The sequence below is a fragment of the Prochlorococcus sp. MIT 1300 genome (genome assembly GCF_034092375.1).
Lineage (GTDB): Bacteria > Cyanobacteriota > Cyanobacteriia > PCC-6307 > Cyanobiaceae > MIT-1300.
The window spans coordinates 178,705-199,747 of sequence record NZ_CP139302.1; the positions used below are offsets into that span (position 1 = coordinate 178,705).

19 protein-coding genes and 1 tRNA gene are annotated in these 21,043 nt (G+C 39.1%); 10 read left to right on the top strand and 10 right to left on the bottom strand.

What is annotated here, in order from left to right; genetic code table 11:
• Positions 1 to 55: 55 nt before the first annotated feature.
• Complete coding sequence (locus SOI83_RS00910; protein ID WP_320677781.1) at positions 56 to 586, top strand: rhomboid family intramembrane serine protease; 531 nt, start codon at positions 56 to 58, stop codon at positions 584 to 586.
• A 41-nt stretch (positions 587 to 627) separates the two neighbouring features.
• Here SOI83_RS00910 and nth read toward each other — a convergent pair whose 3' ends face one another.
• Positions 628 to 1,281: an endonuclease III gene (gene nth, locus SOI83_RS00915; protein ID WP_320676714.1), complete on the bottom strand. Its 654-nt coding sequence runs from the start codon at positions 1,279 to 1,281 to the stop codon at positions 628 to 630.
• 438 nt (positions 1,282 to 1,719) lie between these two features.
• Between nth and SOI83_RS00920 the strand changes: the two genes are divergently transcribed.
• Entirely contained in the window at positions 1,720 to 2,775 is a 1,056-nt protein-coding gene (locus SOI83_RS00920) for an ABC transporter ATP-binding protein (RefSeq protein ID WP_320676715.1), read from the top strand.
• 419 nt (positions 2,776 to 3,194) lie between these two features.
• Complete coding sequence (locus tag SOI83_RS00925) at positions 3,195 to 3,773, top strand: ferritin (protein WP_320676716.1); 579 nt, start codon at positions 3,195 to 3,197, stop codon at positions 3,771 to 3,773.
• A 63-nt stretch (positions 3,774 to 3,836) separates the two neighbouring features.
• Here the strand turns inward: SOI83_RS00925 and SOI83_RS00930 are convergent, their stop codons facing one another.
• The 3 genes from SOI83_RS00930 to SOI83_RS00940 all read right to left on the bottom strand — a co-directional run bounded on the left by SOI83_RS00930 (position 3,837) and on the right by SOI83_RS00940 (position 5,482).
• On the bottom strand, positions 3,837 to 4,133 hold the full coding sequence (locus SOI83_RS00930; protein WP_320676717.1) for a hypothetical protein: 297 nt from the start codon (positions 4,131 to 4,133) through the stop codon (positions 3,837 to 3,839).
• Entirely contained in the window at positions 4,134 to 4,727 is a 594-nt protein-coding gene (locus tag SOI83_RS00935; RefSeq protein WP_320676718.1) for a helix-turn-helix domain-containing protein, read from the bottom strand. It abuts the gene before it with no gap.
• A 239-nt stretch (positions 4,728 to 4,966) separates the two neighbouring features.
• On the bottom strand, positions 4,967 to 5,482 hold the full coding sequence (locus SOI83_RS00940; protein ID WP_320676719.1) for a ferritin: 516 nt from the start codon (positions 5,480 to 5,482) through the stop codon (positions 4,967 to 4,969).
• A gap of 138 nt (positions 5,483 to 5,620) precedes the next feature.
• On the opposite strand from SOI83_RS00940, the gene SOI83_RS00945 reads away from it, so the two are divergent.
• Positions 5,621 to 6,361: an AhpC/TSA family protein gene (locus SOI83_RS00945; protein ID WP_320676720.1), complete on the top strand. Its 741-nt coding sequence runs from the start codon at positions 5,621 to 5,623 to the stop codon at positions 6,359 to 6,361.
• A 393-nt stretch (positions 6,362 to 6,754) separates the two neighbouring features.
• Here the strand turns inward: SOI83_RS00945 and SOI83_RS00950 are convergent, their stop codons facing one another.
• Together SOI83_RS00950 and SOI83_RS00955 are read right to left on the bottom strand one after the other, a co-directional pair.
• Entirely contained in the window at positions 6,755 to 7,549 is a 795-nt protein-coding gene (locus SOI83_RS00950; RefSeq protein ID WP_320676721.1) for an ABC transporter ATP-binding protein, read from the bottom strand.
• 213 nt (positions 7,550 to 7,762) lie between these two features.
• On the bottom strand, positions 7,763 to 9,178 hold the full coding sequence (locus SOI83_RS00955) for a Rieske 2Fe-2S domain-containing protein (protein ID WP_320676722.1): 1,416 nt from the start codon (positions 9,176 to 9,178) through the stop codon (positions 7,763 to 7,765).
• Positions 9,179 to 9,499: 321 nt separating this feature from the next.
• Here SOI83_RS00955 and SOI83_RS00960 point away from each other — a divergent pair, with 321 nt between their 5' ends.
• The 3 genes from SOI83_RS00960 (at position 9,500) to SOI83_RS00970 (ending at position 12,107) form a co-directional block, all read left to right on the top strand.
• Complete coding sequence (locus tag SOI83_RS00960) at positions 9,500 to 10,480, top strand: ATP-binding cassette domain-containing protein (RefSeq protein WP_320676723.1); 981 nt, start codon at positions 9,500 to 9,502, stop codon at positions 10,478 to 10,480.
• A complete protein-coding gene (locus SOI83_RS00965; protein WP_320676724.1) occupies positions 10,481 to 11,299 on the top strand; it encodes an ABC transporter permease in 819 nt (272 codons plus the stop codon).
• A 100-nt stretch (positions 11,300 to 11,399) separates the two neighbouring features.
• The gene (locus SOI83_RS00970) at positions 11,400 to 12,107 is read left to right on the top strand and encodes an ABC transporter permease (RefSeq protein WP_320676725.1); all 708 of its coding nucleotides are present in this window, start codon (positions 11,400 to 11,402) and stop codon (positions 12,105 to 12,107) included.
• Positions 12,108 to 12,149: 42 nt separating this feature from the next.
• Here SOI83_RS00970 and SOI83_RS00975 read toward each other — a convergent pair whose 3' ends face one another.
• The 3 genes from SOI83_RS00975 to nrdJ all read right to left on the bottom strand — a co-directional run bounded on the left by SOI83_RS00975 (position 12,150) and on the right by nrdJ (position 16,714).
• Complete coding sequence (locus tag SOI83_RS00975; RefSeq protein WP_320676726.1) at positions 12,150 to 12,329, bottom strand: hypothetical protein; 180 nt, start codon at positions 12,327 to 12,329, stop codon at positions 12,150 to 12,152.
• A 411-nt stretch (positions 12,330 to 12,740) separates the two neighbouring features.
• A tRNA-Ser gene (locus SOI83_RS00980) sits at positions 12,741 to 12,825 on the bottom strand.
• 1,582 nt (positions 12,826 to 14,407) lie between these two features.
• A complete protein-coding gene (gene nrdJ / locus SOI83_RS00985) occupies positions 14,408 to 16,714 on the bottom strand; it encodes a ribonucleoside-triphosphate reductase, adenosylcobalamin-dependent (protein WP_320676727.1) in 2,307 nt (768 codons plus the stop codon).
• Positions 16,715 to 16,892: 178 nt separating this feature from the next.
• On the opposite strand from nrdJ, the gene SOI83_RS00990 reads away from it, so the two are divergent.
• From SOI83_RS00990 to SOI83_RS01000, 3 genes are all read left to right on the top strand, one after another.
• On the top strand, positions 16,893 to 17,558 hold the full coding sequence (locus SOI83_RS00990) for a class I SAM-dependent methyltransferase (protein WP_320676728.1): 666 nt from the start codon (positions 16,893 to 16,895) through the stop codon (positions 17,556 to 17,558).
• A gap of 30 nt (positions 17,559 to 17,588) precedes the next feature.
• On the top strand, positions 17,589 to 19,256 hold the full coding sequence (locus SOI83_RS00995; protein ID WP_320676729.1) for a peptide chain release factor 3: 1,668 nt from the start codon (positions 17,589 to 17,591) through the stop codon (positions 19,254 to 19,256).
• 169 nt (positions 19,257 to 19,425) lie between these two features.
• Positions 19,426 to 20,109 (top strand): CPP1-like family protein, encoded by a 684-nt coding sequence (locus SOI83_RS01000; protein WP_320676730.1) that lies wholly within the window; start codon positions 19,426 to 19,428, stop codon positions 20,107 to 20,109.
• Between the two features lie 7 nt (positions 20,110 to 20,116).
• Here the strand turns inward: SOI83_RS01000 and hslO are convergent, their stop codons facing one another.
• Positions 20,117 to 21,040: an Hsp33 family molecular chaperone HslO gene (gene hslO, locus SOI83_RS01005; RefSeq protein WP_320676731.1), complete on the bottom strand. Its 924-nt coding sequence runs from the start codon at positions 21,038 to 21,040 to the stop codon at positions 20,117 to 20,119.
• Between the last annotated feature and the right edge of the window lie 3 nt (positions 21,041 to 21,043).

Sequence of the window (21,043 nt, forward strand, 5' to 3'; positions counted from 1 at the left end):
CATACTTTTTTAGCGGAATTTCCCTCTTGGCTGTGGACATTTCTGATTTTATGTGATGAGAAGTCGACTATTAATCCCTTTTAGCCTTCTTTCTGTTGCCTGGATACAAGAGTTTGTAGATCAGCTTTTTTTTGCCGGGAAGTGGAACTTACCACTTATTCCAAGGTTTTCATGGTGGGGGCTTTTTACAGCTCCGTTTAGTCACGCAGATTACGGACATTTAATTTCAAACACTTTAGCTTTTTTACCTTTAAGTTTTCTAGTTTTATCAAGAGGCTTTAAAGACTATATAGCAGTTTGGATTGGGGTAATTATTATGGAAATTCCATTATGGCTTTTTTGGACAAATTCTTTTCATGGCCTCTCCGGAGTGATTTTTGGAATGGTTGGATATTTACTTTTGATTGGCATCTTGGAACGAAGTATTAGAACATTATTCTTATCCACACTTTGTTTTTGTCTTTTTGGTAATAACTTGCTTTCTTTGATACCTTTCTTTTCACCCTCAGGAGTAAGTTGGGAAGGCCACTTCTTTGGATTTCTTGGTGGACTAGGCTCGGCTTGGATAGTAAGAGGTAGGCATTAAGTTTTTAATTTTTATCTCTTAACTTCTATTGTTTCTAACTATTAGGGCTTAAGAACTTTGACCGGAAAACGCCTTTTTGGATACAATCTTCTGCATAGAGCACATCTCATACCATTACAACCTCTTGCTGTGCAGTATTCACGTCCATAGAAGATGATTTGAAGGTGTAACTTGTTCCATGATTCAATTGGAAATATCCGCTTTAAATCTCTTTCTGTCTGTTTGACGTTTGACCCATTAGTCAGACCCCACCTTTGCGCTAGCCTATGAATATGTGTATCAACTGGAAAGGTTGGGACCCCAAATGCTTGTGCCAAGACAACACTTGCTGTCTTATGGCCTACCCCTGGTAATAGTTCTAACTCTTTAAAAGTTTTTGGTACTTCACCTCCGAACTTATCTACAATTAAATTAGATAGTTTAAATATATGTTTTGCTTTTTGCCGTGCAAGGCCTAGGTGTTTGATTGACTTATAGATTTGATCCTCCCCAAGTTCAATCATTTTGCTAGCGGTATCTGCCAAATGAAATAGACCGGGGGTTACTTCATTTACTTTCTTGTCCGTACACTGGGCACTTAGTAATACTGCTATTAGTAAAGTAAAAGTATCCTTATGGTCTAGTGGAATAGGTGGGTTTGGGTAGAGGGACTCAAGCTCTTGCCGAATTATTTCCGCACGCTTGTTTAATCTCACTATTTCTATTTTCGTTTAGTGACATCCTTTCATACTCTTAGAAGCTCTGGTAAAAAGTTGAATTCCTTGTAATAGGTCATTCCCACAGGACACTAGGCTTGCCTTGCTTGCTAACTGCTCCCGTAAATACTTGTTGAATTCATTTCAACAGGTCAGAATTATCCTGTTGGCCACGCATTGCCATAAGGGACTTGCTGCAAATAAATCACACCTTAGTGTATCTTTTGTCACATTCTCGTATGGATGATATGTATAAATCAAATACTACCTTTGACTAGTCCTAGATTCCTAAACATTGCTTCTTGTAGATTTACCACACCAATGTCGCATAGAACCATTTGCAAAACTGATGATTGTTTTTGCACTTTCTTTAGATCAGTTCACTTGGGCTTAGCGGCGATTGATCTTCGAACACCATTTGATTGAGATCCAATAAAGGTGACTTTTAGCCATGTAAAAATTGAAAATCTTTGGCACCGCTACAAAAAGAGCGCCAGAGATGTTTGGTCTCTTAAGGGTGTGGACCTAGATCTGCATCATGGTGAATTGGTTGGTTTATTAGGCCCCTCTGGATGCGGAAAAACTACTCTTCTTAGATTGATTGCAGGTTTTGAACAGCCATATAAAGGGACAATTTCAATTAATGGAAATATTGTGGCTAGCCCAACTCACATACTTCCTGCAGAAAGACGGGCTGTGGGTATGGTTTTCCAGGATTATGCTCTCTTCCCTCATTTGGATGCCTGGAGCAATGTTTGTTTCGGTCTTCGTAAGGGACAAGACATAAGCAGGCCTCGCTGGTTGATGGAATTACTCGGCTTGGAAGGACTAATGAATCGATATCCTCATGAACTTTCAGGAGGACAAAGACAGAGATTGGCTTTAGCGAGGGCTTTGGCGCCAGGATCATCCCTTGTTTTATTAGATGAACCCTTCTCTAATCTTGATGTTGAGGTTCGACTTCGCTTAAGAAGTGAGCTTTCGAAAGTTTTACAAACCTGTGGTGCAAGCGGCCTTTTGGTTACCCATGACCCTCAGGAAGCTTTAGCAATTTGTGATCGTGTAGCAGTATTAAAGTCAGGACAATTGCACCAATGCTCAGCACCATGTGATTTAGTTCATCAACCTGCAACTCCATTCGTTGGAAGGTTTGTTCTTCAACGTAATGTTCTTCCTGTGGATGTCAGTCATGATCAGTTAAATACACCTTTGGGTCCAATTCCTAGCTCACAGAATAATATCCATGTAACTGAGCTAATGATTGATGAAATGTCTATTCAAATAACACACGATCCAGAAGGAGAAGGCTTAGTCCAAGGGCGTGAGTTTTTAGGTAGTTATTGGTTGTTAAGAGTAGAGCTTGGAAGTTATACTCTCAGAATTAGACAGCCATTGGATAATCCTTTAAAAGTTGGAGATAGATGTTTGGTTAACTTTAAGGAAGGACAAAATGGAATTCTTTTCCCTGGATCAGTGCCATGCTTATTAGCTTAGAGTACTTATATACTTAAATTAATCTATATTTACCTTATTAGTAAAATAACTCTTATACTTATTTTAAATATATTGACCCCTTAAATATTTCCAAACTCTATTTGGTTAATTGTTCCCACATTGACATTTACCACCTTTCCATTTTGAACACTTTTTCTTTTTACAACCCTTTTTTTTTGATTTTTTTCTAGAACGACTGTCTGGGAAGTCGTCTAATGATTTCCCTATGGGTTGCCCCATGTCTTAATACGGCTTGCCGCAGCTGATAGTGATTCTCATTATTATATCCCTTCCTCTTTCGGGATTCGCAAAGGTTTATTTATTTAAAAAACCTTGTATCATTAGTCACGTACGATCATCCAAAGACATAGAACTTACGTTTCTTCTTCACCCCTCTAGCAGTTTCCCCTTTGACAATTATGACTGCATCAACTAGTGAATTCAAAGTCAAAACTCCTTTAGGCCCATCTGGGAGAGCTATGGCTCAGCCTATGGACCCATCGTTAGTGGAGGCTTTTCAACTGCATGTGACTATGGAAAGAAATGCAAGTGCGGCTTATTTAGCAATGGCAATATGGTTGGGTGAAAGAGAGTTGCGTGGGTTTTCTCAGTTTTTTAAGAATGAGTCAACAAGTGAACAAGATCATGCCTGTAAGTTTGCTGATTATTTGATTTCCCGGGGTCAGAAAGTTCTACTGCAGGACATACCATCTCCTCGTCAGGACTGGAGTTCTGTCGAGGAGATCATATCAGCTTCATTCCAGATGGAAGCAGAAGTAACAACCTCTCTCCATAACTTATATAACTTGGCAGAAAGATCATCAGATATGCGTACAACCGTTTTCTTAGACCCTACAATTGATGTTCAGGTTTCCGCTGAAGATGAATTCGCTCATCTTTTAGGAAGGGTCCGTTTTGCGGACAATCAACCTTCAGCGATGTTAATCCTCGATAGTGAGTTGACAAATGGTCAACATACACGCTTTAAACTTGCCTAGAATAATTAAAAGTAGACTTATTAAATAGAATTTTTGTTTTTGATAAAATTAGACCCTCGTTAATTAGGTTAGAGCTAAAGATCTTTTACTAATTTCAATCAAAAACAAAATTGACAGATCATTTTGCTTGATTAATCGTTTGCATTGTAATGCTGTATGAAGTATTTCAGATTTTCTTTGGTTAAGGCCTTTTAGTTCAATATTTAACCTTTTTAATAGCTCTTTATTAGTAGAAGAACTAATTGCATTTATTAGGTAGTAACATCTATTATTTGAGTCATCAATTTCTTTACATAGGCTGCCTATAAGAGATTCTGAGAACAGGGATGCAATATCCCTTTGTTTCATTAATTTATCCATTTAGGCTGCAAGAGGGGCTGTCTCTATTAGTACAGGAGCTAAACGGAGTATGGGTTCTCCCGCAGGGACGTTTAGAAGGTCTGCTGATCGAAGGCGTGAAATCAGCCTTGTGGATGTAACTCTTGTGGAGCCAATTAATTCTCCAATTCGCTCATGGGTAAGGCGAAATGGCAGATCACACCAGTCACCACAACGCCTCCCTAACCTATTTACCAACAGAGCAAGTAATGCTTGTAGGCGTTGTTCTGCACTGCCTAGGTGTCTAATCCTCAAAAGCTGAAGGGTCCATTCATTGACTGCATCAAAACCAGTTGAACTAGTGGATTCATTTTGTGTTTTGAAACAGAGAGGGGTAAGTGCTTCAACGCAAACACCTTCACTACATAGGCGATCAGCACGTATCTGATCGCCTTTTTGAAGAAAGGCAAGAGTCATTCCTTCAGTTTCTTCACAAGGGCAATAGACCCTTGCGACGCCTTCAATAACTTCGATACAGGATTCTCCAAGACGAGAGGAAGGATCTATAAGTATTGATTGTCCAGTAGGCATCCGCACTGCAGCCAGTGAGTCTTCGGATGAATAGGTGAAGCCCATCTACTTAAAAGGTGCTTTGTTGAGAATTGCTCTCAACCTATAGCAGGACAAACTCTTTTTGCAAGCGATTCTCAATAGCAACTGTCTTGTTGAGACCTTATTTGTATTTAATGCTCGATTTTGTGGCCTTTTGCTCATATTCGCGTTTCAATTGATACAAGTAGAGAGAGATGGTCAGCAATCGCTCTTGTCTTATTGCGCAGATATTTTTACTTCAAAAGATTTGTGCGCGGCGAAATTTACCCGGCGGGTCCACCCTTCACTGTAGAAAGCGCTGTTCCATCAAGGAATTGTTGATCCAGCAATAGAAGGGCTGCACTATTTTCTCCAGCAAGACGAAGGCGCTTTCGTACAAATCTTGCTTCAGCTTCTTCTTGAAGTTGTTCAGCTATAAACCAGTCGAGCATTGCCGTAGCACTTCTTTCTCCGGCTTGTTCGGCTATTGAGTAGATCCTGTTTATAGATGCTGTAACCGCTTGTTCCATTTCATAAACCTGATCAAATAATGATTGTGTTGATGTCCAACTCCTTTGCGGCGCTTCAACCCCAGGAAGCTCTACTTGTTCGTCACAGTCAACAAGATAAGCAATTAGCCGGTCTGCATGTCCATGTTCTTCCTGACTTTTTGTTTGCATATAAGAGGAAAATCCAGCGAGGTCCTTCTCCCTTAGCCAGATAGACATTGCAAGATAGGTGTGGCTTGCTTGAAACTCGCATGCCAGATGATTGTTTATAGCCTTTGTAAGTTCTTGCATGATCGAACCAATCTATTGAAATTATAAATTGCAAGCAGCTATATGCGCCGAGTGTGTAAATGACGAATAGATCTACTGTCAAGTTGACTATTCAATGACACAATACGTATATTTCACAAGACAAATACAAAGAGCTCTGTGTTTAGTACTGACGCTATTCGCTTTCTTTTAAACAAGGTAGATTCAACATCCTATCACAAAAACAAAAACAATCTCCTTGTTATTGTTTTTGGTGTTCTTGGCGACTTTGACAGCATTGAATACGCTACTAAGTTGGTTTCTGTATTACCCAGATTTAAGAGTTTAGGTGTTGACTTAATCGGAATTGGAATTGGAAGTACTAAGTCAAGGGAGCTATTTTGTTCCTTCACAGGCTTTCCCAAACACCAACTCTTAATAGAAAGAGATAATACATTGCATTGTCAATTAGAGCTTTATGAAGGAGTGAATACACCATTTGGATCCTGGGGAAATATGTTGATTATGTGTGGCGGTTTTGGTTCCCCTGGAACTTTAAAAGAAGTTTTGCGTGGATACACTGGAGACAGAGATGCTGATCAGTCTATTGCTTCTGATGAGAAAATAAAAATCGGATTTCTGCCTGAACTTAGTGGGAAATTCTTTGATATGGCTGGGGGAAATGGGTTCCAGAGACCATTTGAGTTGGCTACCTTACGACTAAGGAATATGTTAGAGGTCTTACATCATTGGAATGAATATGTTCCTAATATCAACTTCCTGACACAAAGAGGAGGAACCTTTTTATTCGATAGAGATGATCAACTTTTATATTCATATAAGGCTCAAGGCATCCTTTGTTATTCGGAAACAATGTCAGAACCCTTATCTTTTCTAGATAGGAGCCTAGGAATACTATAGAACTATTTACAAATTAAAATAAATTTTGTTTCCGATATCCCAAAACACTTCTGCTTAGAATTTAAACAAATAACTTTTTATACCCGTTGTTTGGTTGGTTTTAATTAGTATTGATGGATTAGTGAATATCGTTTTAAGAATGCACCAACGCTGTTACGCCTGTGGCTCTGATCAACTTCGGGCAGACAGAGCTCTGGCAGGGAGACTCGTTTGCATTAGATGTGGGACTCCGCTAGGTAAGGCTTCAAGGGGAAATGGACTTAGAAATGTTAGAAGTGCTCGATCAGGAAGAAATGTTTTTAAGTTTTGGCTAATAACTTTTTTAAGCATTAGTTTGATCTTAATTCTGGCCTAAAGATTTTAAAATAATCAATTGATAATACTATTCAGGGTTTAATGATCAGGTAAGACTTGCCAATAGCCATTTGCACTAACTACTTTTAAAGGGATATTAAATAATTCGCTTAATTCCTCTGAATTAATTTTTTCCTTTACACTGCCAACATTGTTTACCTTACCTTCTTTCATGAAGACTATTTTATTTATTGTTTTTATTACATTATCAATTTGATGAGTTACAATAAGTAGGGTCTTACCGTTTTTTGAGAGTCGATCTAATATTTGTAATAAAGAATACTTTGCAGATAGATCTAGACCACTGGTTGGTTCGTCTAGAACTATTATCTCGGGATCGTGAACCAAAGCTCTTGCTAGTAGAACCCTTTTCTTTTGACCATCAGAAAGTTCACCAAAATTTAACTTGCAGAGTTTTGTTAACCTCATACTCTCTATAAGTTCATCTGTTCGTTCCCTTTGGGCTGGTGATGGTATTTGGTTCTTTCTTATGCCCAAAGATCCATAAAACCCTGAGCTGATTACATCAGGTGTAAGTATTCTCGGGTTCATCCTTTTGTCGATTTCTTGTGATAGAACTCCTACTCGCTTTCGAAGTTCTGTTAGGTTTATTTCATCACTCCCGAACATCCTGAATATTGTGCTGGATTTTGACACAGGATAAATCTCCCTTCTTATTAACCTTATTAAGGTACTTTTTCCAGCTCCATTAGGTCCTAAGACTATCGTTTGCTCACCACGCATTAGGCTTAAACTTATGTCTTTAAATATTCTTTTGCCACGATGAAATACCTCTGCGTTTTCAATTTCTAACCAAGGTGATTCTTGAGTCATGAATAACTAGTAAGACTTAAATCAATAGGAGGTAGAATTTATTAGTCTATTTTATATGTAATAGACGATGGTTTTAATTAGTTAATTTAGTAAACCAGAATCCATAAAGCTGCCAACTTGTCCATAGAAATATACCCAGAAATGCCCAGTTCATCCATGCTGGTCGATCATTGCCATTTGACATATTAGAGTTTCAGCTGACTTATTCTAGCCTTATTCTTGTAACTTCGATGTGAGAGAAGAGACTCCTTGGTTGAGTAGTGAATTATCCATATCTTTATTGGAGTTAAATACCAGAACACCTTGTACAATTAGTATGACAGGTATTAATAATCTTATGATTGTTTGAATAAGGATTTCTCTGTTGTTCTTATCATCTAAGGTTGGATTCTCTGGTGGATATAGCATCGGCATTTCTTCGTGTACTTTATTTGTATGCTCGTTAGTAGGATGTAGGGACCATGGATTATCCTTTTGCAATGAATTTTGAAACCATCCCCAATAGTATTGAACCATCTTATCCTCACCTAGAAGTTTCACATTATCCTTTTGAATGTATCCCATCTGCTGATTAAATGTTTGAGTTTTTAGGACCATATAGTCTTCACTAAATATTCTATAAAATATCCTATGCTGAAGAGATTTGAAAAGGACTAGTTTGGTCAGGAGCTTGTTTTTAAGGAATTTTCTGTAGTGTCTTACGATTACTCTTGACCTGTTCCGACCAAGTGGAATATGGTCTAAGACTTGTACATATCTTGCAGATTCTGGTGAGCCTTTATATATGAAAATCCTGCCTGGAGGGACAAAGGTAATAGTAATAAACTCACCCTTACTAGGCTGTTTGTGGTTGTATTTGCTTTCGATAAAACGCTCATCTCTTTTTATTTTTTGATTAAAGCTGGTAATTACTTTTCTGTTAACATCTTTGTCCGGTATTGTGTCCCCATGTACCCAGAATATATGTAGTATATCTAAGTGATTTTCTATGATTCTTGCCCAGTCACATTTAAAATCTACACATACTTCCTCAAATGCATATTCTTTGGGCTTGAATCCAAATGTCTCTGGTACATGATTGCTTAGATCTGTCTTTATTGAGAAATCCTGGACATTTGTTTTTGCTGATCCAGTGTAGTAGATGTAAATGTAGCCATCAACTTCAATGCATGGATATTGATAAAGATGAATTTTTTTTGCATAGTTATTATAATTAGAATCAACAATGTGCTGACATGTAATTCTCTCTAGGTTTGTACATTCTCCTTCGGTAGAGAATCTTGCACCATGATAAGGACAAACAATATTGCCATCTTTTATCTGCCCCCCCTGGAACGAGGCCCCTCTGTGAGGGCATAAATCTTTGATACATTTGGCTTTTTTATCCTTATCCCTGTATAGGACTAAGGGCTCGTTATACATAGAGAAGAAATATAGTTGGCCTTCTTTTAAAAGTTGACTGCTGCAGGCCGCATACCAACCTAAAAGGCCACTTCTAAGTTGGTTGTCTGGTTGATTTGAGGTATGTTCGTCAGGAGTTAAGGTTGTATGACTATCAATTTGAGTTCTCAAATTCGACTTATTGGACACGTCGAATGAAGTATTTCGATTTTCTTTTTCTTCTCTCATGAGGGTATTAGCTTTAATTATTAAAGATAATGAAATGGAGATGTTTCAATACATTCTAGTTCATATGCGCCTTTATTTTGCCGGGTTGCAAATCTCTTGGTTTTAATTCACACCATATTGGTGTTTATGAGCCACTCCTAATATAAGAGATGTAAATGTTACAGTATATGTTTTGTCATTCTCATGATGTTTTTATTCCTCTTTTGGGTGTATATGGAGCATAATGCTTAATCTCTGCCCCTATCCTTCGACTTCGTAGAGGATGTCTAGGTAAAGCCATCTGCTTCGATTAGATTTGTCTCAAGGAGCACTAGTTGAAATATGTCCATTATCCAAGTAGAGAATCTTTCAAAAAGTTATTTAATCTCTGAGAAAAAGCCTGGCATCATTGGCACTGTAAGTCATTTCATCAATCGACAGGAACGTCTAATTGAAGCAGTTTCCAGGGTGAGTTTTCGTATAGACAAAGGTGAAATGGTTGGTTTTATCGGGCCAAATGGGGCTGGCAAGACAACCACTCTAAAAATGCTTTGTGGTTTAATTTTCCCTTCATCAGGCGTTGTTCGTGTTGGTGGATATCGCCCTTTTCTGAGAGAAAGATCATTTTTGCAAGACATTACCCTTGTTATGGGTCAGAAGCAACAACTGATTTGGGATCTTCCGCCACTTGATTCGTTAAAAGTTAATGCTGCTGTATATGGACTTAGTGATCTTGAGGCTAATCACAGAATAAAGGAATTATCTGAAATGCTTGAACTTGGATACGAACTTAAAGTCCCCGTTAGGAAGTTGTCTTTAGGACAACGGATGAAGGCAGAACTTTTAGCCTCCTTATTACACCGGCCTTCAGTATTGTTCCTTGATGAGCCAACATTAGGTCTTGATATTAATGCTCAGGTGCGAGTTAGAGATTTTTTAGCTTCTTACAACAGGGAATTCGGCGCAACAATGATCGTCACTAGTCATTATATGGGTGATATAACTTCTCTTTGCAAGAGGGTTTTGTTAATTCATCAAGGAACTCTCCTTAATGACTGTTCACTTGAGGAACTTGAAAAGGAGCTTTTACCGTCTCGCTCTTTAAGAGTTGAGCTTTCTAGACCTTACCCAAAAGATGGTTTCCAAAAATTCGGAATAGTGGAAGATTATTCCGAATCCTTTGTTCAACTGTTAGTTCCTCGTGATGAACTAACAAGGACTCTGACCAAACTACTTAATACCTTTTCTGTAAAGGATTTTGAGGTGAGAGATCCAACTATAGAAAAGCTAATTGGCCAACTATTTACAAAGGGAGGAGCTTGAATGATCTTTAAACTCCGAGTTAATCCAAACTTAATTAAGGGATTCAAGATCGCACGAGCCCTAATTGTGAGTCAATATGCATTAATGCTTGAATATAGAGCTGAAATTATTTTATGGGCAATTTCAGGACTGCTTCCGTTGATTATGCTTGGCTTGTGGAGTGACTCACAAGCTGCCCAGCTCTCCGGTATTAGTAAACAAGAGTTAAATAGATACTTCTTATCAGCATTTGTTGTTAGGCAGTTTACAGCTGTTTGGGTAATGGTTATTTTTGAAGAAGATCTTGTTGAAGGTCGTTTATCTCCATTCCTCTTACAGCCTGTAAAACCATTTTGGCGATACCTGAGTTCTCATGTTGCGGAACAGTTTTCACGTATACCCATAGTAATTATTATACTAGCAATTTTCTTTTTCTTTAATCCATCTAGCTTTTGGCTTCCAGATCCTTTAGACATTTTCTTGGGAATAATTGCAATGGTATTTGCTTTTTTCGCTAGATTTATTATGCATTGGATGTTTGCCATGATCTGTTTTTTCAGTGAGCGAGCCAGTGCTATTGAGAGACTTCTATTGATTCCATATCTATTCCTCTCTGGACTTGTAGCACCTTTAGAGATATTTCCTGACCCCATAAGAAAGTTTGCAATGCTAACTCCATTCCCATATCTACTTTCTTACCCATCAAATATTTTTGCCGGAAATTCTGAAAATATTCTTCTTGGTATATTGGGTCTTCTATTCTGGTTTACTTTGTTTTTGTTGGTAAGCAACTTTGCATGGAAGAAAGGAATAAGACATTATTCAGCAATGGGCTCCTGATTTGTCAAAAAAATACACTCTATTGCGAACAATAAGACTACTTAATGTTTTCTGGACAACAAGTATCTCCAGCGAGTTAGAGTATAGAATCAATGTACTTGTGGAATTTTCTGCAACTATCGGTAACCTGCTTGGTAGTATCTTCCTTCTTTCTCTATTTTATACATCTGGCTCTACATTAGGAGGTTGGAGTTGGGAGGCCTCGTTGATAGTTCTTGGAATATATACCTTATTAGAATCAGTTATATATATTATTTTACAGCCAAACTTAAGTCGTATTGTTCGCCATGTTCAGAACGGAACACTTGACTTTGTTTTACTAAAACCTGTAGATAGTCAGTTGTGGCTATCATTTAGAGTGGTTTCCCCTTGGGGAATTCCTTCTTTCCTTGCTGGAATTTGCCTCATTTTTTATGGGTTAGCTACTAGTAATATTAATTTATCGATTGGAAATTTCCTTTGGTTTTCATTGCTAATGCTAAATAGTTTGGCAATCCTTTATAGTTTATGGTTTTTACTTGCTACTACCAGTATTTGGTTCGTTAAAATTTGGAATGTAACAGAGGTACTCCGCTCCACACTGGTAGCAGGGAGATACCCTATTTATGCTTATCCATTTATGTTAAGAGCAATATTTACCTTCGTTATTCCCATCGCTTTTTTGACGACATTTCCCGCTGAGGCAATATTGGGTTATGTATCCACTGATAAAATAATAGCTTCTGTAGCTGTTTCCATAATATCAATATATTTTACTCGTTGGTTCTGGAGATATGCATTACGATTCTATACCTCTGCTTCAAGTTAAATGATTATTTTGTATTCGAATAGTTGAATAACTTTTATTGTGTTAGCTAGAAACCTCTAAGGTTTTTAAGTATTCACTTGCTTCTTCAAGATTGTTGCAGAATTTACATGATCCCATGTAGCAACCTAGAAATCTTTGGAAGGAACGTTTTCCACCTGTTAGATCGTATTTGTGGATGGTTCCTCCTTGTGGATCGGCATGGACAAGTTCTGGTAGTCCCATGTTGTAAATCAAGATTACCGCCTAAAGGTGCTCCATTTTGTTATTGGGTGCAATAGGTGCATGTACCATCCTTTCTGATTGTGATGGTTTACATAAAAACTCCTTAAATCTGTATTTAAGTATGAAGAAGCTCTGCTAAATGCTTTTTTTTGGTTAATTAGTAATGTTAGCCATCGCTTTGGAAAAGATCCTTAAGAGGATATTGACTAAACTGGCTTCTCTCATCGGTTATAAATGATTATTGTCTTGAATTATGGCTTATATTTATGGTGAATTTTTATTTCTAAACGAGTTTTATGGTTCACTCGTGATTTTGCCCATACGAAAAGCCTATATTTATTAGCTTTCTTCTCCTAAATACATTTCTTTGGCTATTCGGTTTACGAGAAATAATTCTTTATGGGTTGAGAACGGAGGGGGTGGGATTCGAACCCACGGAGGCTCTCACCTCGCTGGTTTTCAAGACCAGAGCCATCAACCACTCGACCACCCCTCCATAATCGTTGCTTTGGCTGGCAACAAAACAATCTTACCAATTGAGTCATGTCGAGCCCTCTGCTTGAAGACTGTCAATTTCCAATCGAGGAAGTCATCTGCCAATGGATATGTCCCTTTAGGAACCTCCTGAACTTTGTTTCATTACCTTTCTAAGATCTTTTTATATGTGGGCGTCTTCAGAGTTATCAGTCCTCTTCCTGTCAAGAGCACTTAATTTTATCCTTTCCTTATGTTCCTTTTTTACTGGCTTGTTCCGGAATTTCCTAAGAAACTATGGCATCGCAGACCTCTTTCTATCTTGACCTTGAGCTCTAGCTTTTCCCTTGAGAGGGTTGTTCGAAAGTTTTGAAGGAAGGCCTTTCTTTTCGCCGTTTTGAAAACAACTGCGTCGAAATGCTTTCTAGAGAGGTGAATGCCAGTGATTAGTTGGTTTCTTATGTCATAATTCCAATTCGAACAGACACCTCACCTGCTATGGCCTCTGGTTCACAAAAGAGCTCCCAGTCTCGTTTTTTGGGCGATCTACCAATGACGGGCCAGATAAGTGAGAAGGAGCGTATTAGATACGTATCTCATCTCATGTTCTTTGGGGGTTGCATCCTGCTTTCTTTCGGAGTCTGGGCATTGACTGGCTTTAACTCCTCTTCTGGAGCAACAGGCCCTTTCCCTTTCTAAGCACTCTTTTCAAAATAGATTCTTCTTTGGCTTTTTTAAGTCAAGAAGAATCTTATGCTTAATTTTTCTGAACGTGCAAAGAAATAATATTGATACTTTACTACTAGTATAATTAAATTAATTATATCAAAGCATATATATTTTAATTAAAATTACTGCCTCAAAATATCCAACTTATTTTCTCTATCTGCTAATAACGTTGATAACCATTTTGCGGCTATTCCCCTTGAAATAGATCTTGTCCGGAGCAATTCACAAACTATTAGGTAGAGAGGGCCAACTGTCGAGTTTGAGTTGAACCTCGATTCATATGAAAGAATTGCTTCTGATGTCTTACAAGAACGAAGTTCATCCACTATCGAATCTCGTTGGACCTTGCTCAACTTCATGGTCTGGTTGTTTTGAAAGATCATTTTGAATTTGTTGGGATTTTCTTGTCCTTAGTCTTGTTCACAGTGATTATCGATGTTTTTTGCGAACAGGTCATATTTTATTTTGACTCACTACAGCAGAACTGTTTTTACTTCTCTGGGTTATGCGATCCTTATCTGATAAAAGTCGTTCTGTTGAATTAATTGGATTTTCCACCTCCCCAGGGTCGGCAGTGCTCTATATGCCAAAAGACTCTGAACCTCAATCTTTTTAGACTTGATAGTGACGTCTGCAGGTACTGTGAGATGGGCCTGCCATCCCCACCTATTGCGGTTCAAGTTCCAACTTCTAAGCCATTAGGCTCGCAGGATAAAAGGATTCCAAAGAAGGATTCCAAGCAAAGCCAGCTCGGAGAGAACAGGTCTCTCTCGGATGAGGAAGATCACATTGAGAAAGAAGTCTCATTAAGCGTTACAGATGAGTTCTTTGATAATGAATGAAACTCACGAATGATGTGGCTTCCTAAAGATTGTTCAATCCCCAGGTTTAGCTAAAGGAAGAAGACACTTGTCAGAGTCACATCCGGCAGGACCTGCTTCAGTAAGTTCCCCTTGGTCATAACGCTGGAGTGCTTCAAAGAAATTACTACTTACTCTCCTATGAAAAACTTCTGATTGGAGTTTTTCATAGGTTTGATAATCAATAGGTTCAAAAGGTAATCTTGGGAATGTAGCGTTTGCATCAAAGCGAGCTAATAAAGCTGCTGAGATATATCCTCTATTGTTGTTTATCGCCTGATATAGGGCTTCACTTAAGGGTTCAATCTCTTCTTCTCTAAATTCTATAGTTGCTGAGGTGTTGTGATCTGTGTAGAAGCTTTGTACTTGCATATAGAAGTCAAATTGAGCCATTGCTGAGAAGTTGTTGATGTTTACCTCGTCAGCACCTGGGATATTGGCCCAGCTGACTTCTGTGGGAATTTCAACAAGCCATTCTGTGCACATAGGGTCAAAAGGATCGTCTAACAGCCTGCCATTCGAGTCTTTATCAGATTGAGATGGCACAACTGTATAGCCATAATCCATGCAGGCCATGGCCACAGGATCGTTTTTGCGGAAAGTAATTCTTCGGATAAAACGCTGTGCTTTGGGTGGATGCCATCCAGGGGAAGCACCGGTTAATAGGCTTTTAGTGCCTGCAGGTTGGACAGTGGTGCATCTATTAGGTCTTCTCAGGCCGTGACGATCGCAATAGTCCCATACAGTTTCGTTGACGATTTTTCGCCATTGACTCAGGTAGGTAGATTCTTGTTTCTTAAAGGATTTCCCTTCTTCTGTATCTGGCCTCCCTGTTTCCCACCACTTCAGCCAGGGGGTGCCGAAAGCGTGAACAAAGAAATCAAATAGACCTGTAAAACTTACACCGACAATTGGGTCCCAGGCTCTACTTTGCCTATACCTTTCAACTTCAAAGCGATGATTTAGTAAACAGGCTACTGATAGGGCTGCAGCTTTGAAGGCATTGGCTTGTCCCTCGTCGTCAGATGGATCTATTTGGTTTAGGTGTATTTCTGCAAGATTGCAATGGAAATCAGCACCTAGAATTTCTCCACATGGATTAAGTCCATATCTTCCTAATCGATGTTTAAGTTCAGTTTGTTGAATTGGCCCATAATTTTTTTGTAACCATTTAGATGCTTCATCCTTTCCTTGATCACAGTAAATATCTATAAATTCCTCTCTAAGTTCAGTAGTTTTGAGAATATCTGCATTCGCTCTGGCTAGAGCCTCAGGGGCAAATTGAATAGCACCCTCTCCAGAATGAAATTGTTTGGTTACAGCTTCTTTTAAAACTTCTAGGCTTGGTCTGGTGTGATAGACGCGAGTGTGATTAGCCATTCGTAATGCATCCCGTTCGGGATCTATGCGCCAATTGCCTTCTGAATCCTGTTGCCATAAATTGTCTTTTGCATTTGCCGCTATTGAATCACTTTCTGAAAATTGACGCATTCCCGCACTCCTTCTTATGTTACCAGCGACAATTGTTACCGCTGCTTCGTCAATTAGTAGACAGCATTCAATTGAAGTAAGTCTTCTCCCTACCGCTTTATTTAATAAGTTGGAAACACGAATATAGAGATCTTTAAGTTTTACTGGATTTGCCATTCCCCCAAAACCTTTTAGGGTTTCTCCTACGGGTCTTACATCTGTTAGATCTACATTTATTTCTATGTAATTGTCCTTAAAAGTCTCATCGCTAGAAAGCTCAAGTAAAAGTTGATAACTGTCAACCCAACTTCGTCTGGTGTCGCCTACTTTTATTTCTACTTTGTTTCCTAGAACTTTGTGTGTTGTACATTCCTGTCTTGAGTTGGCGGGAGTTATTCCAATTTCACTTACATTAATTATCTTTAATTTGTTGCGAATAGGGGGAAGTTGATTGATTAGGTGTGGCTCAATTATTGCACCTGTTCCACAACCCATCATCGCAAGGTCCATCATTAAAGCAAAAGCCTGCCAATCCACCAAATTTGTAGAAGTGCAGTTGTATGCTCCTGAATAATTTTCAGGCTTGTCGATCCAAGAAGTTCCACCTATCCATAGCCATCTACCCGAGGGAAGAGCTTTTTTTTCGGTTTGCATCTGTGCCATCAGATCAACTTCGTCTTCACTGAGAAGACCAAGTTTTTGTAAGCCCTCTAGGTTCCGGTCTCTCACTTCTGCCCAGCTTTCCCTGCCATCACTTGTTTTCCTGCTGTAGGTCCTATAAAAAACTGGATTTGCAGCAGGGGCAGTTGATGGAAAATCGCCTCGTTGGTCTGATGAATTCAATGAAGTCATCTCTATTTCTGGTTTATTTGGGGTCAGAGTCACAGCGTGAAGATGGCTAAGTAAGTACAGAGAACGCTAACGCCACAAATGGTGGCGGCAAGCTTTAGTAACACCATTGACAGTGTCTGCTGGAGAATAGTGGCATATCCGCCTTATGTCTGTGAAGAGGACTCCTGAACCTGAGTTAATGAACAATCCTTTACAAGTAAAGGCTTATGCAGAAGCCGACTTCAGTAAGGGCGATTCCTTCTTTGTTGATGAATTGGAAAAAAATTTGAAACTTTCGGGAAGGCTTCCCAATTCATCAACTCGTATTTTTGATCTTGGCTGTGGGCCAGGGAACATAACAGAGCGCTTGGCATTACGTTGGCCATTTGCCACTGTGTTGGGTTTGGATGGGGCTGAGGAAATGATTGCCCTGGCGAGAAAACGTAAGGACTCTTTAGGAGAGATCAATCGCAGACTGTTTTATCGATGTTTGAATCTTAAGCAGATTTCTGATGGGTCATTTGCTGAGGACTTGTCAGCTGAAATACTCGTCAGTAACAGCCTTTTGCACCATTTTCATGAACCAACTCATTTCTGGAAATCTGTTAAGCGTCTGGCCAAGCCAGGCGGGTTTCTTTTTTTAAGAGACTTGCGCAGACCTAGCTCAAGAGATTCTGCCAAGGCTCTTCAGGAGAAGTATCTTCCTATGTCACCTATGATTTTGATACGAGATTATTTGGCCTCGTTGCACGCTTCCTTTACTGTTGATGAAGTGAATGTTCAGCTTGCAAAGTCTGATCTCACTGGATTAACTGTAACTGAATTTTCAGACTGTTATCTCGAGGTTTTTGGCACAATTGACTAATTGATCTTCAATTTGCATCTATAAGGATTCATGGGTAATGATTCTCTCAAAAAATCTTCTCAAAATGCCTCTGAGAATGAGGATAGTAATCAATTATTTTTGAACTCAGTCGCAAGGCGACGAAACTTTGCGATTATTTCTCATCCTGACGCTGGTAAAACCACTCTGACTGAAAAATTATTGTTATATGGAGGGGCTATTCAACAAGCTGGTGCAGTAAAGGCAAGGGGTGAGCAAAGAAAAGTCACCTCAGATTGGATGGAATTAGAAAAACAGCGAGGCATTTCGATTACATCAACTGTATTGCAATTTGACTATCAAGATTTTACTATTAATTTGTTAGATACCCCCGGCCACCAGGACTTTTCCGAGGATACTTATAGAACTCTTGCGGCGGCTGATAATGCTGTAATGTTAGAGGATGCAGCCAAAGGTTTGGAACCTCAGACACGCAAGTTGTTTGAGGTATGCAGAATGCGAAATATTCCTATTTTCACGTTTATAAATAAGATGGATAGACCAGGTCAGGAACCTCTATCTCTCCTTGATGAAATTGAAGCAGAACTAGGATTGATGACCTGGGCTGTTAATTGGCCGATAGGTAGTGGGGAGTACTTTCGAGGAGTAATTGATCGTAGGACTAAAGAAGTTTCTATTTTTACTAAAGCTGATCGAGGGAAAGAGGCCGCTGAGAAATGTTTTCTCTTAAATGACCCTAGGTTAAAGGAACTTGTTGAGAATGAATTGTTAGAAAAGGCTCTTGAAGAACTTGAATTGTTAGATGAAGCAGGCTCAGGAATGGATCAAGATCTTATTCACGCGGGAGAGCTTACACCAGTATTTTTCGGCTCGGCCATGACTAACTTCGGAGTAAGTCCTTTTTTAAATGCTTTTTTGGAGATGGCTCAAGGTCCTGTTGGTCGCCTGACAGAAAAGGGTACTGTCGATCCATTAGAACCAAATTTTAGTGGCTTTGTTTTTAAATTACAAGCAAATATGGATCCACGGCATAGAGATAGAGTCGCTTTTATAAGAGTTTGTACAGGACGTTTTGAAAAGGATATGATAGTAAGTCATGCTCGAACAGGAAAGACAATTAGGCTTTCTCGACCTCAAAAACTATTTGGTAAAGATAGAGCTGTAGTTGATGATGCTTATCCAGGTGATATTATCGGTTTAAATAATCCAGGTATGTTTGCGATTGGAGATACTTTGTACACAGGAAACCGTTTGGAGTATGAAGGTATTCCTTGTTTTAGTCCAGAAATATTTAGTTGGTTAAGGAACCCAAATCCATCTGCATTTAAAAACTTTAGGAAGGGAGTTAATGAACTCAGAGAGGAAGGTGCCGTACAGATTTTGTATGATAGAGATCAAGCGAAGAGAGATCCCATTTTGGCGGCTGTCGGACAGTTGCAACTAGAAGTTGTCCAACATCGTCTAGAAAATGAATATGGAGTTCAAACTATACTTGAGCCCATGAGTTTTCAAGTCGCAAGATGGGTGGATGGAGGCTGGCCTGTTTTAGAACAAGTAGGCAGGATATTTAACTGTAAAATAGTGCAAGATGCCTGGCTTAGACCGGTTTTACTCTTTAAAAATGAATGGAACCTAAACCAACTCCTTGAGGATCACCCAAAATTGCATCTAAGTGCTGTTGCACCTGTAGTTAGTGGCGTTGAGCCCCTAAGTCTTTAAATTGATCTAATTAATTGGTTAGAACAGACACCCCAGAGAATTTTTGCTAAATCGTTAACCTCTATTGACTCCATCGGACCGGGTTTTCAGATAAAAAGTTTCTAATTTCTATTTCTCATCTTTGTTTGAGTCTACGATCTATACCCTTAGAGAACTTAAGGCATTATTTATGGGCTCTGGCATTGACCCTGGCTCGAATCAAGGTGAGCAAGACCCTTATTCAATGTTTGGTTTGGCGCCAGGAGCCAGCTTTGAGGCGGTTCAGGAGGCACGAGACAAGCTCTTGGAAGAAGTCGGGGAGGATGCGCAGGCCAGGGCTCGTATCGAGGCCTCATACGACACCCTGCTTATGGTGAGTCTTAAAGATCGGCAACTTGGGAAAGTTAGTAACGCTGCTGTGAAAGCTTCCCAAAAGGAAGAGAAGCCATTGGAAGGAGGAGGTATTTCAGGAGTGCGTAGTTCTTTGTCTTCGATGTTTCAGCAGAAGAGTACAACCTCTAGAAATGCTGATTCAGTTGGATTATTACCTGATTTAAGCCTTCCTGAAGGCTCAGGATTAACTATTAGATTGACTGTAGGCATTTTAGCAATAGCTTTTCTATTGATTTCGCCTAATAGTATTGATCTAATATTAGCAATATCTACTCTTGGTGTTTTTCTCAGTCAAATACGAAAAGGGTGTAAAGCTGTTAGTTCTCTTGGATGGAGTGTTGTTTTGCTTTCTCTAGGACTAATACTTGGAGGACTTCTTGTTAAAGTTTCTACTTTACCTATTGGATTCTTAACCTCAGATCAGTTAGAAGCAATACCAGCATTAATATTGCTTTGGATAGGTTCATTGCTTTTGGGTTGAAAAACCCTCAGCTTTGATCTTCTTCGACGATTTCTCTAATAACTTTTTCGATTTCAAATTTTTGAATATGATAAATATTACTGCAGAAATGACAAGTGAGTTCGGCTTTCCCTTCTTCTTTGATCATCTTTCGCAAGTCTTCTTTTCCAAGTAACTTAAGAGCGGAAAGGCTTCTTTCTCTTGTACAACGGCAGGAAAAGAAAATGTCTTGACTTGCTTCTGCATCTTCTAAAACCTCGGTATCTAAATCTGGAAATACATCTTTAAGAAGTTCAGGAAGATTATTTTGGCACTCTTCTAGTTTTTGGCTGAAGCAATTAATTTCTTTACAACGCTCCTCTAAAAGGCTTACTAAGGTTGGTTCTTTAGCTGCTTTTGGTAGAACTTGTACAAGTAAACCTCCAATACAAATAAGGTTTTCGTGATTTATTTTTTCTCCAACAAAGACCGCTGATGGTGTTTGTTCTGAGTGGACAAGGTATGAGGCCACATCCTCTCCAATTCCGCCTCTAACAAGCTCAACTGTGCTACTAAATGGTTCTCCATGTCCTACATCTCTGACAACATGTAAGTATCCGGTCCCTGCTGCTTCAGAGAAGTTAAAACTGTATTGACCATCTGTATTCTTAATAAGATCAAGCTCTAAAGATGGTTCGCCTACATAACCTCGAACAGTTCCATCTCTCCCCGCATCAACCATTAAGCCTTTAATTGGACCGTCTGAACCGAGCCTTAGATTTACTCGTCCGTGTCGCACTTTCATTGAACTAGCTAATAGAAGTCCCGCAGACATAGCTCTCCCTAGCATTACAGTAGTCAGATATGACATGCCATGTCTTTTTTGTGCTTCTTTAGTGGCATTAGTAGCAGTAACTGCTACTAATCTAATTCCACCATTTGCAGCTGTGGCCCTTACAAGTCGATCAGTCATTCT

What these genes read in the sequence shown, in the direction of transcription:
- SOI83_RS00940 (WP_320676719.1), bottom strand. Translation starts at nt 5,482, where the DNA reads ATGCAAGAACTTACAAAGGCTATAAACAATCATCTGGCATGCGAGTTT.
- SOI83_RS00925 (WP_320676716.1), top strand. Translation starts at nt 3,195, where the DNA reads ATGACTGCATCAACTAGTGAATTCAAAGTCAAAACTCCTTTAGGCCCA.
- hslO (WP_320676731.1), bottom strand. Translation starts at nt 21,040, where the DNA reads ATGACTGATCGACTTGTAAGGGCCACAGCTGCAAATGGTGGAATTAGA.
- SOI83_RS00955 (WP_320676722.1), bottom strand. Translation starts at nt 9,178, where the DNA reads ATGAGAGAAGAAAAAGAAAATCGAAATACTTCATTCGACGTGTCCAAT.
- SOI83_RS00910 (WP_320677781.1), top strand. Translation starts at nt 56, where the DNA reads ATGAGAAGTCGACTATTAATCCCTTTTAGCCTTCTTTCTGTTGCCTGG.
- SOI83_RS00990 (WP_320676728.1), top strand. Translation starts at nt 16,893, where the DNA reads ATGAACAATCCTTTACAAGTAAAGGCTTATGCAGAAGCCGACTTCAGT.
- SOI83_RS00935 (WP_320676718.1), bottom strand. Translation starts at nt 4,727, where the DNA reads ATGGGCTTCACCTATTCATCCGAAGACTCACTGGCTGCAGTGCGGATG.
- SOI83_RS01000 (WP_320676730.1), top strand. Translation starts at nt 19,426, where the DNA reads ATGGGCTCTGGCATTGACCCTGGCTCGAATCAAGGTGAGCAAGACCCT.
- SOI83_RS00975 (WP_320676726.1), bottom strand. Translation starts at nt 12,329, where the DNA reads ATGGGACTACCAGAACTTGTCCATGCCGATCCACAAGGAGGAACCATC.
- SOI83_RS00965 (WP_320676724.1), top strand. Translation starts at nt 10,481, where the DNA reads ATGATCTTTAAACTCCGAGTTAATCCAAACTTAATTAAGGGATTCAAG.
- SOI83_RS00995 (WP_320676729.1), top strand. Translation starts at nt 17,589, where the DNA reads ATGGGTAATGATTCTCTCAAAAAATCTTCTCAAAATGCCTCTGAGAAT.
- SOI83_RS00950 (WP_320676721.1), bottom strand. Translation starts at nt 7,549, where the DNA reads ATGACTCAAGAATCACCTTGGTTAGAAATTGAAAACGCAGAGGTATTT.
- SOI83_RS00960 (WP_320676723.1), top strand. Translation starts at nt 9,500, where the DNA reads ATGTCCATTATCCAAGTAGAGAATCTTTCAAAAAGTTATTTAATCTCT.
- SOI83_RS00930 (WP_320676717.1), bottom strand. Translation starts at nt 4,133, where the DNA reads ATGGATAAATTAATGAAACAAAGGGATATTGCATCCCTGTTCTCAGAA.
- nrdJ (WP_320676727.1), bottom strand. Translation starts at nt 16,714, where the DNA reads ATGACTTCATTGAATTCATCAGACCAACGAGGCGATTTTCCATCAACT.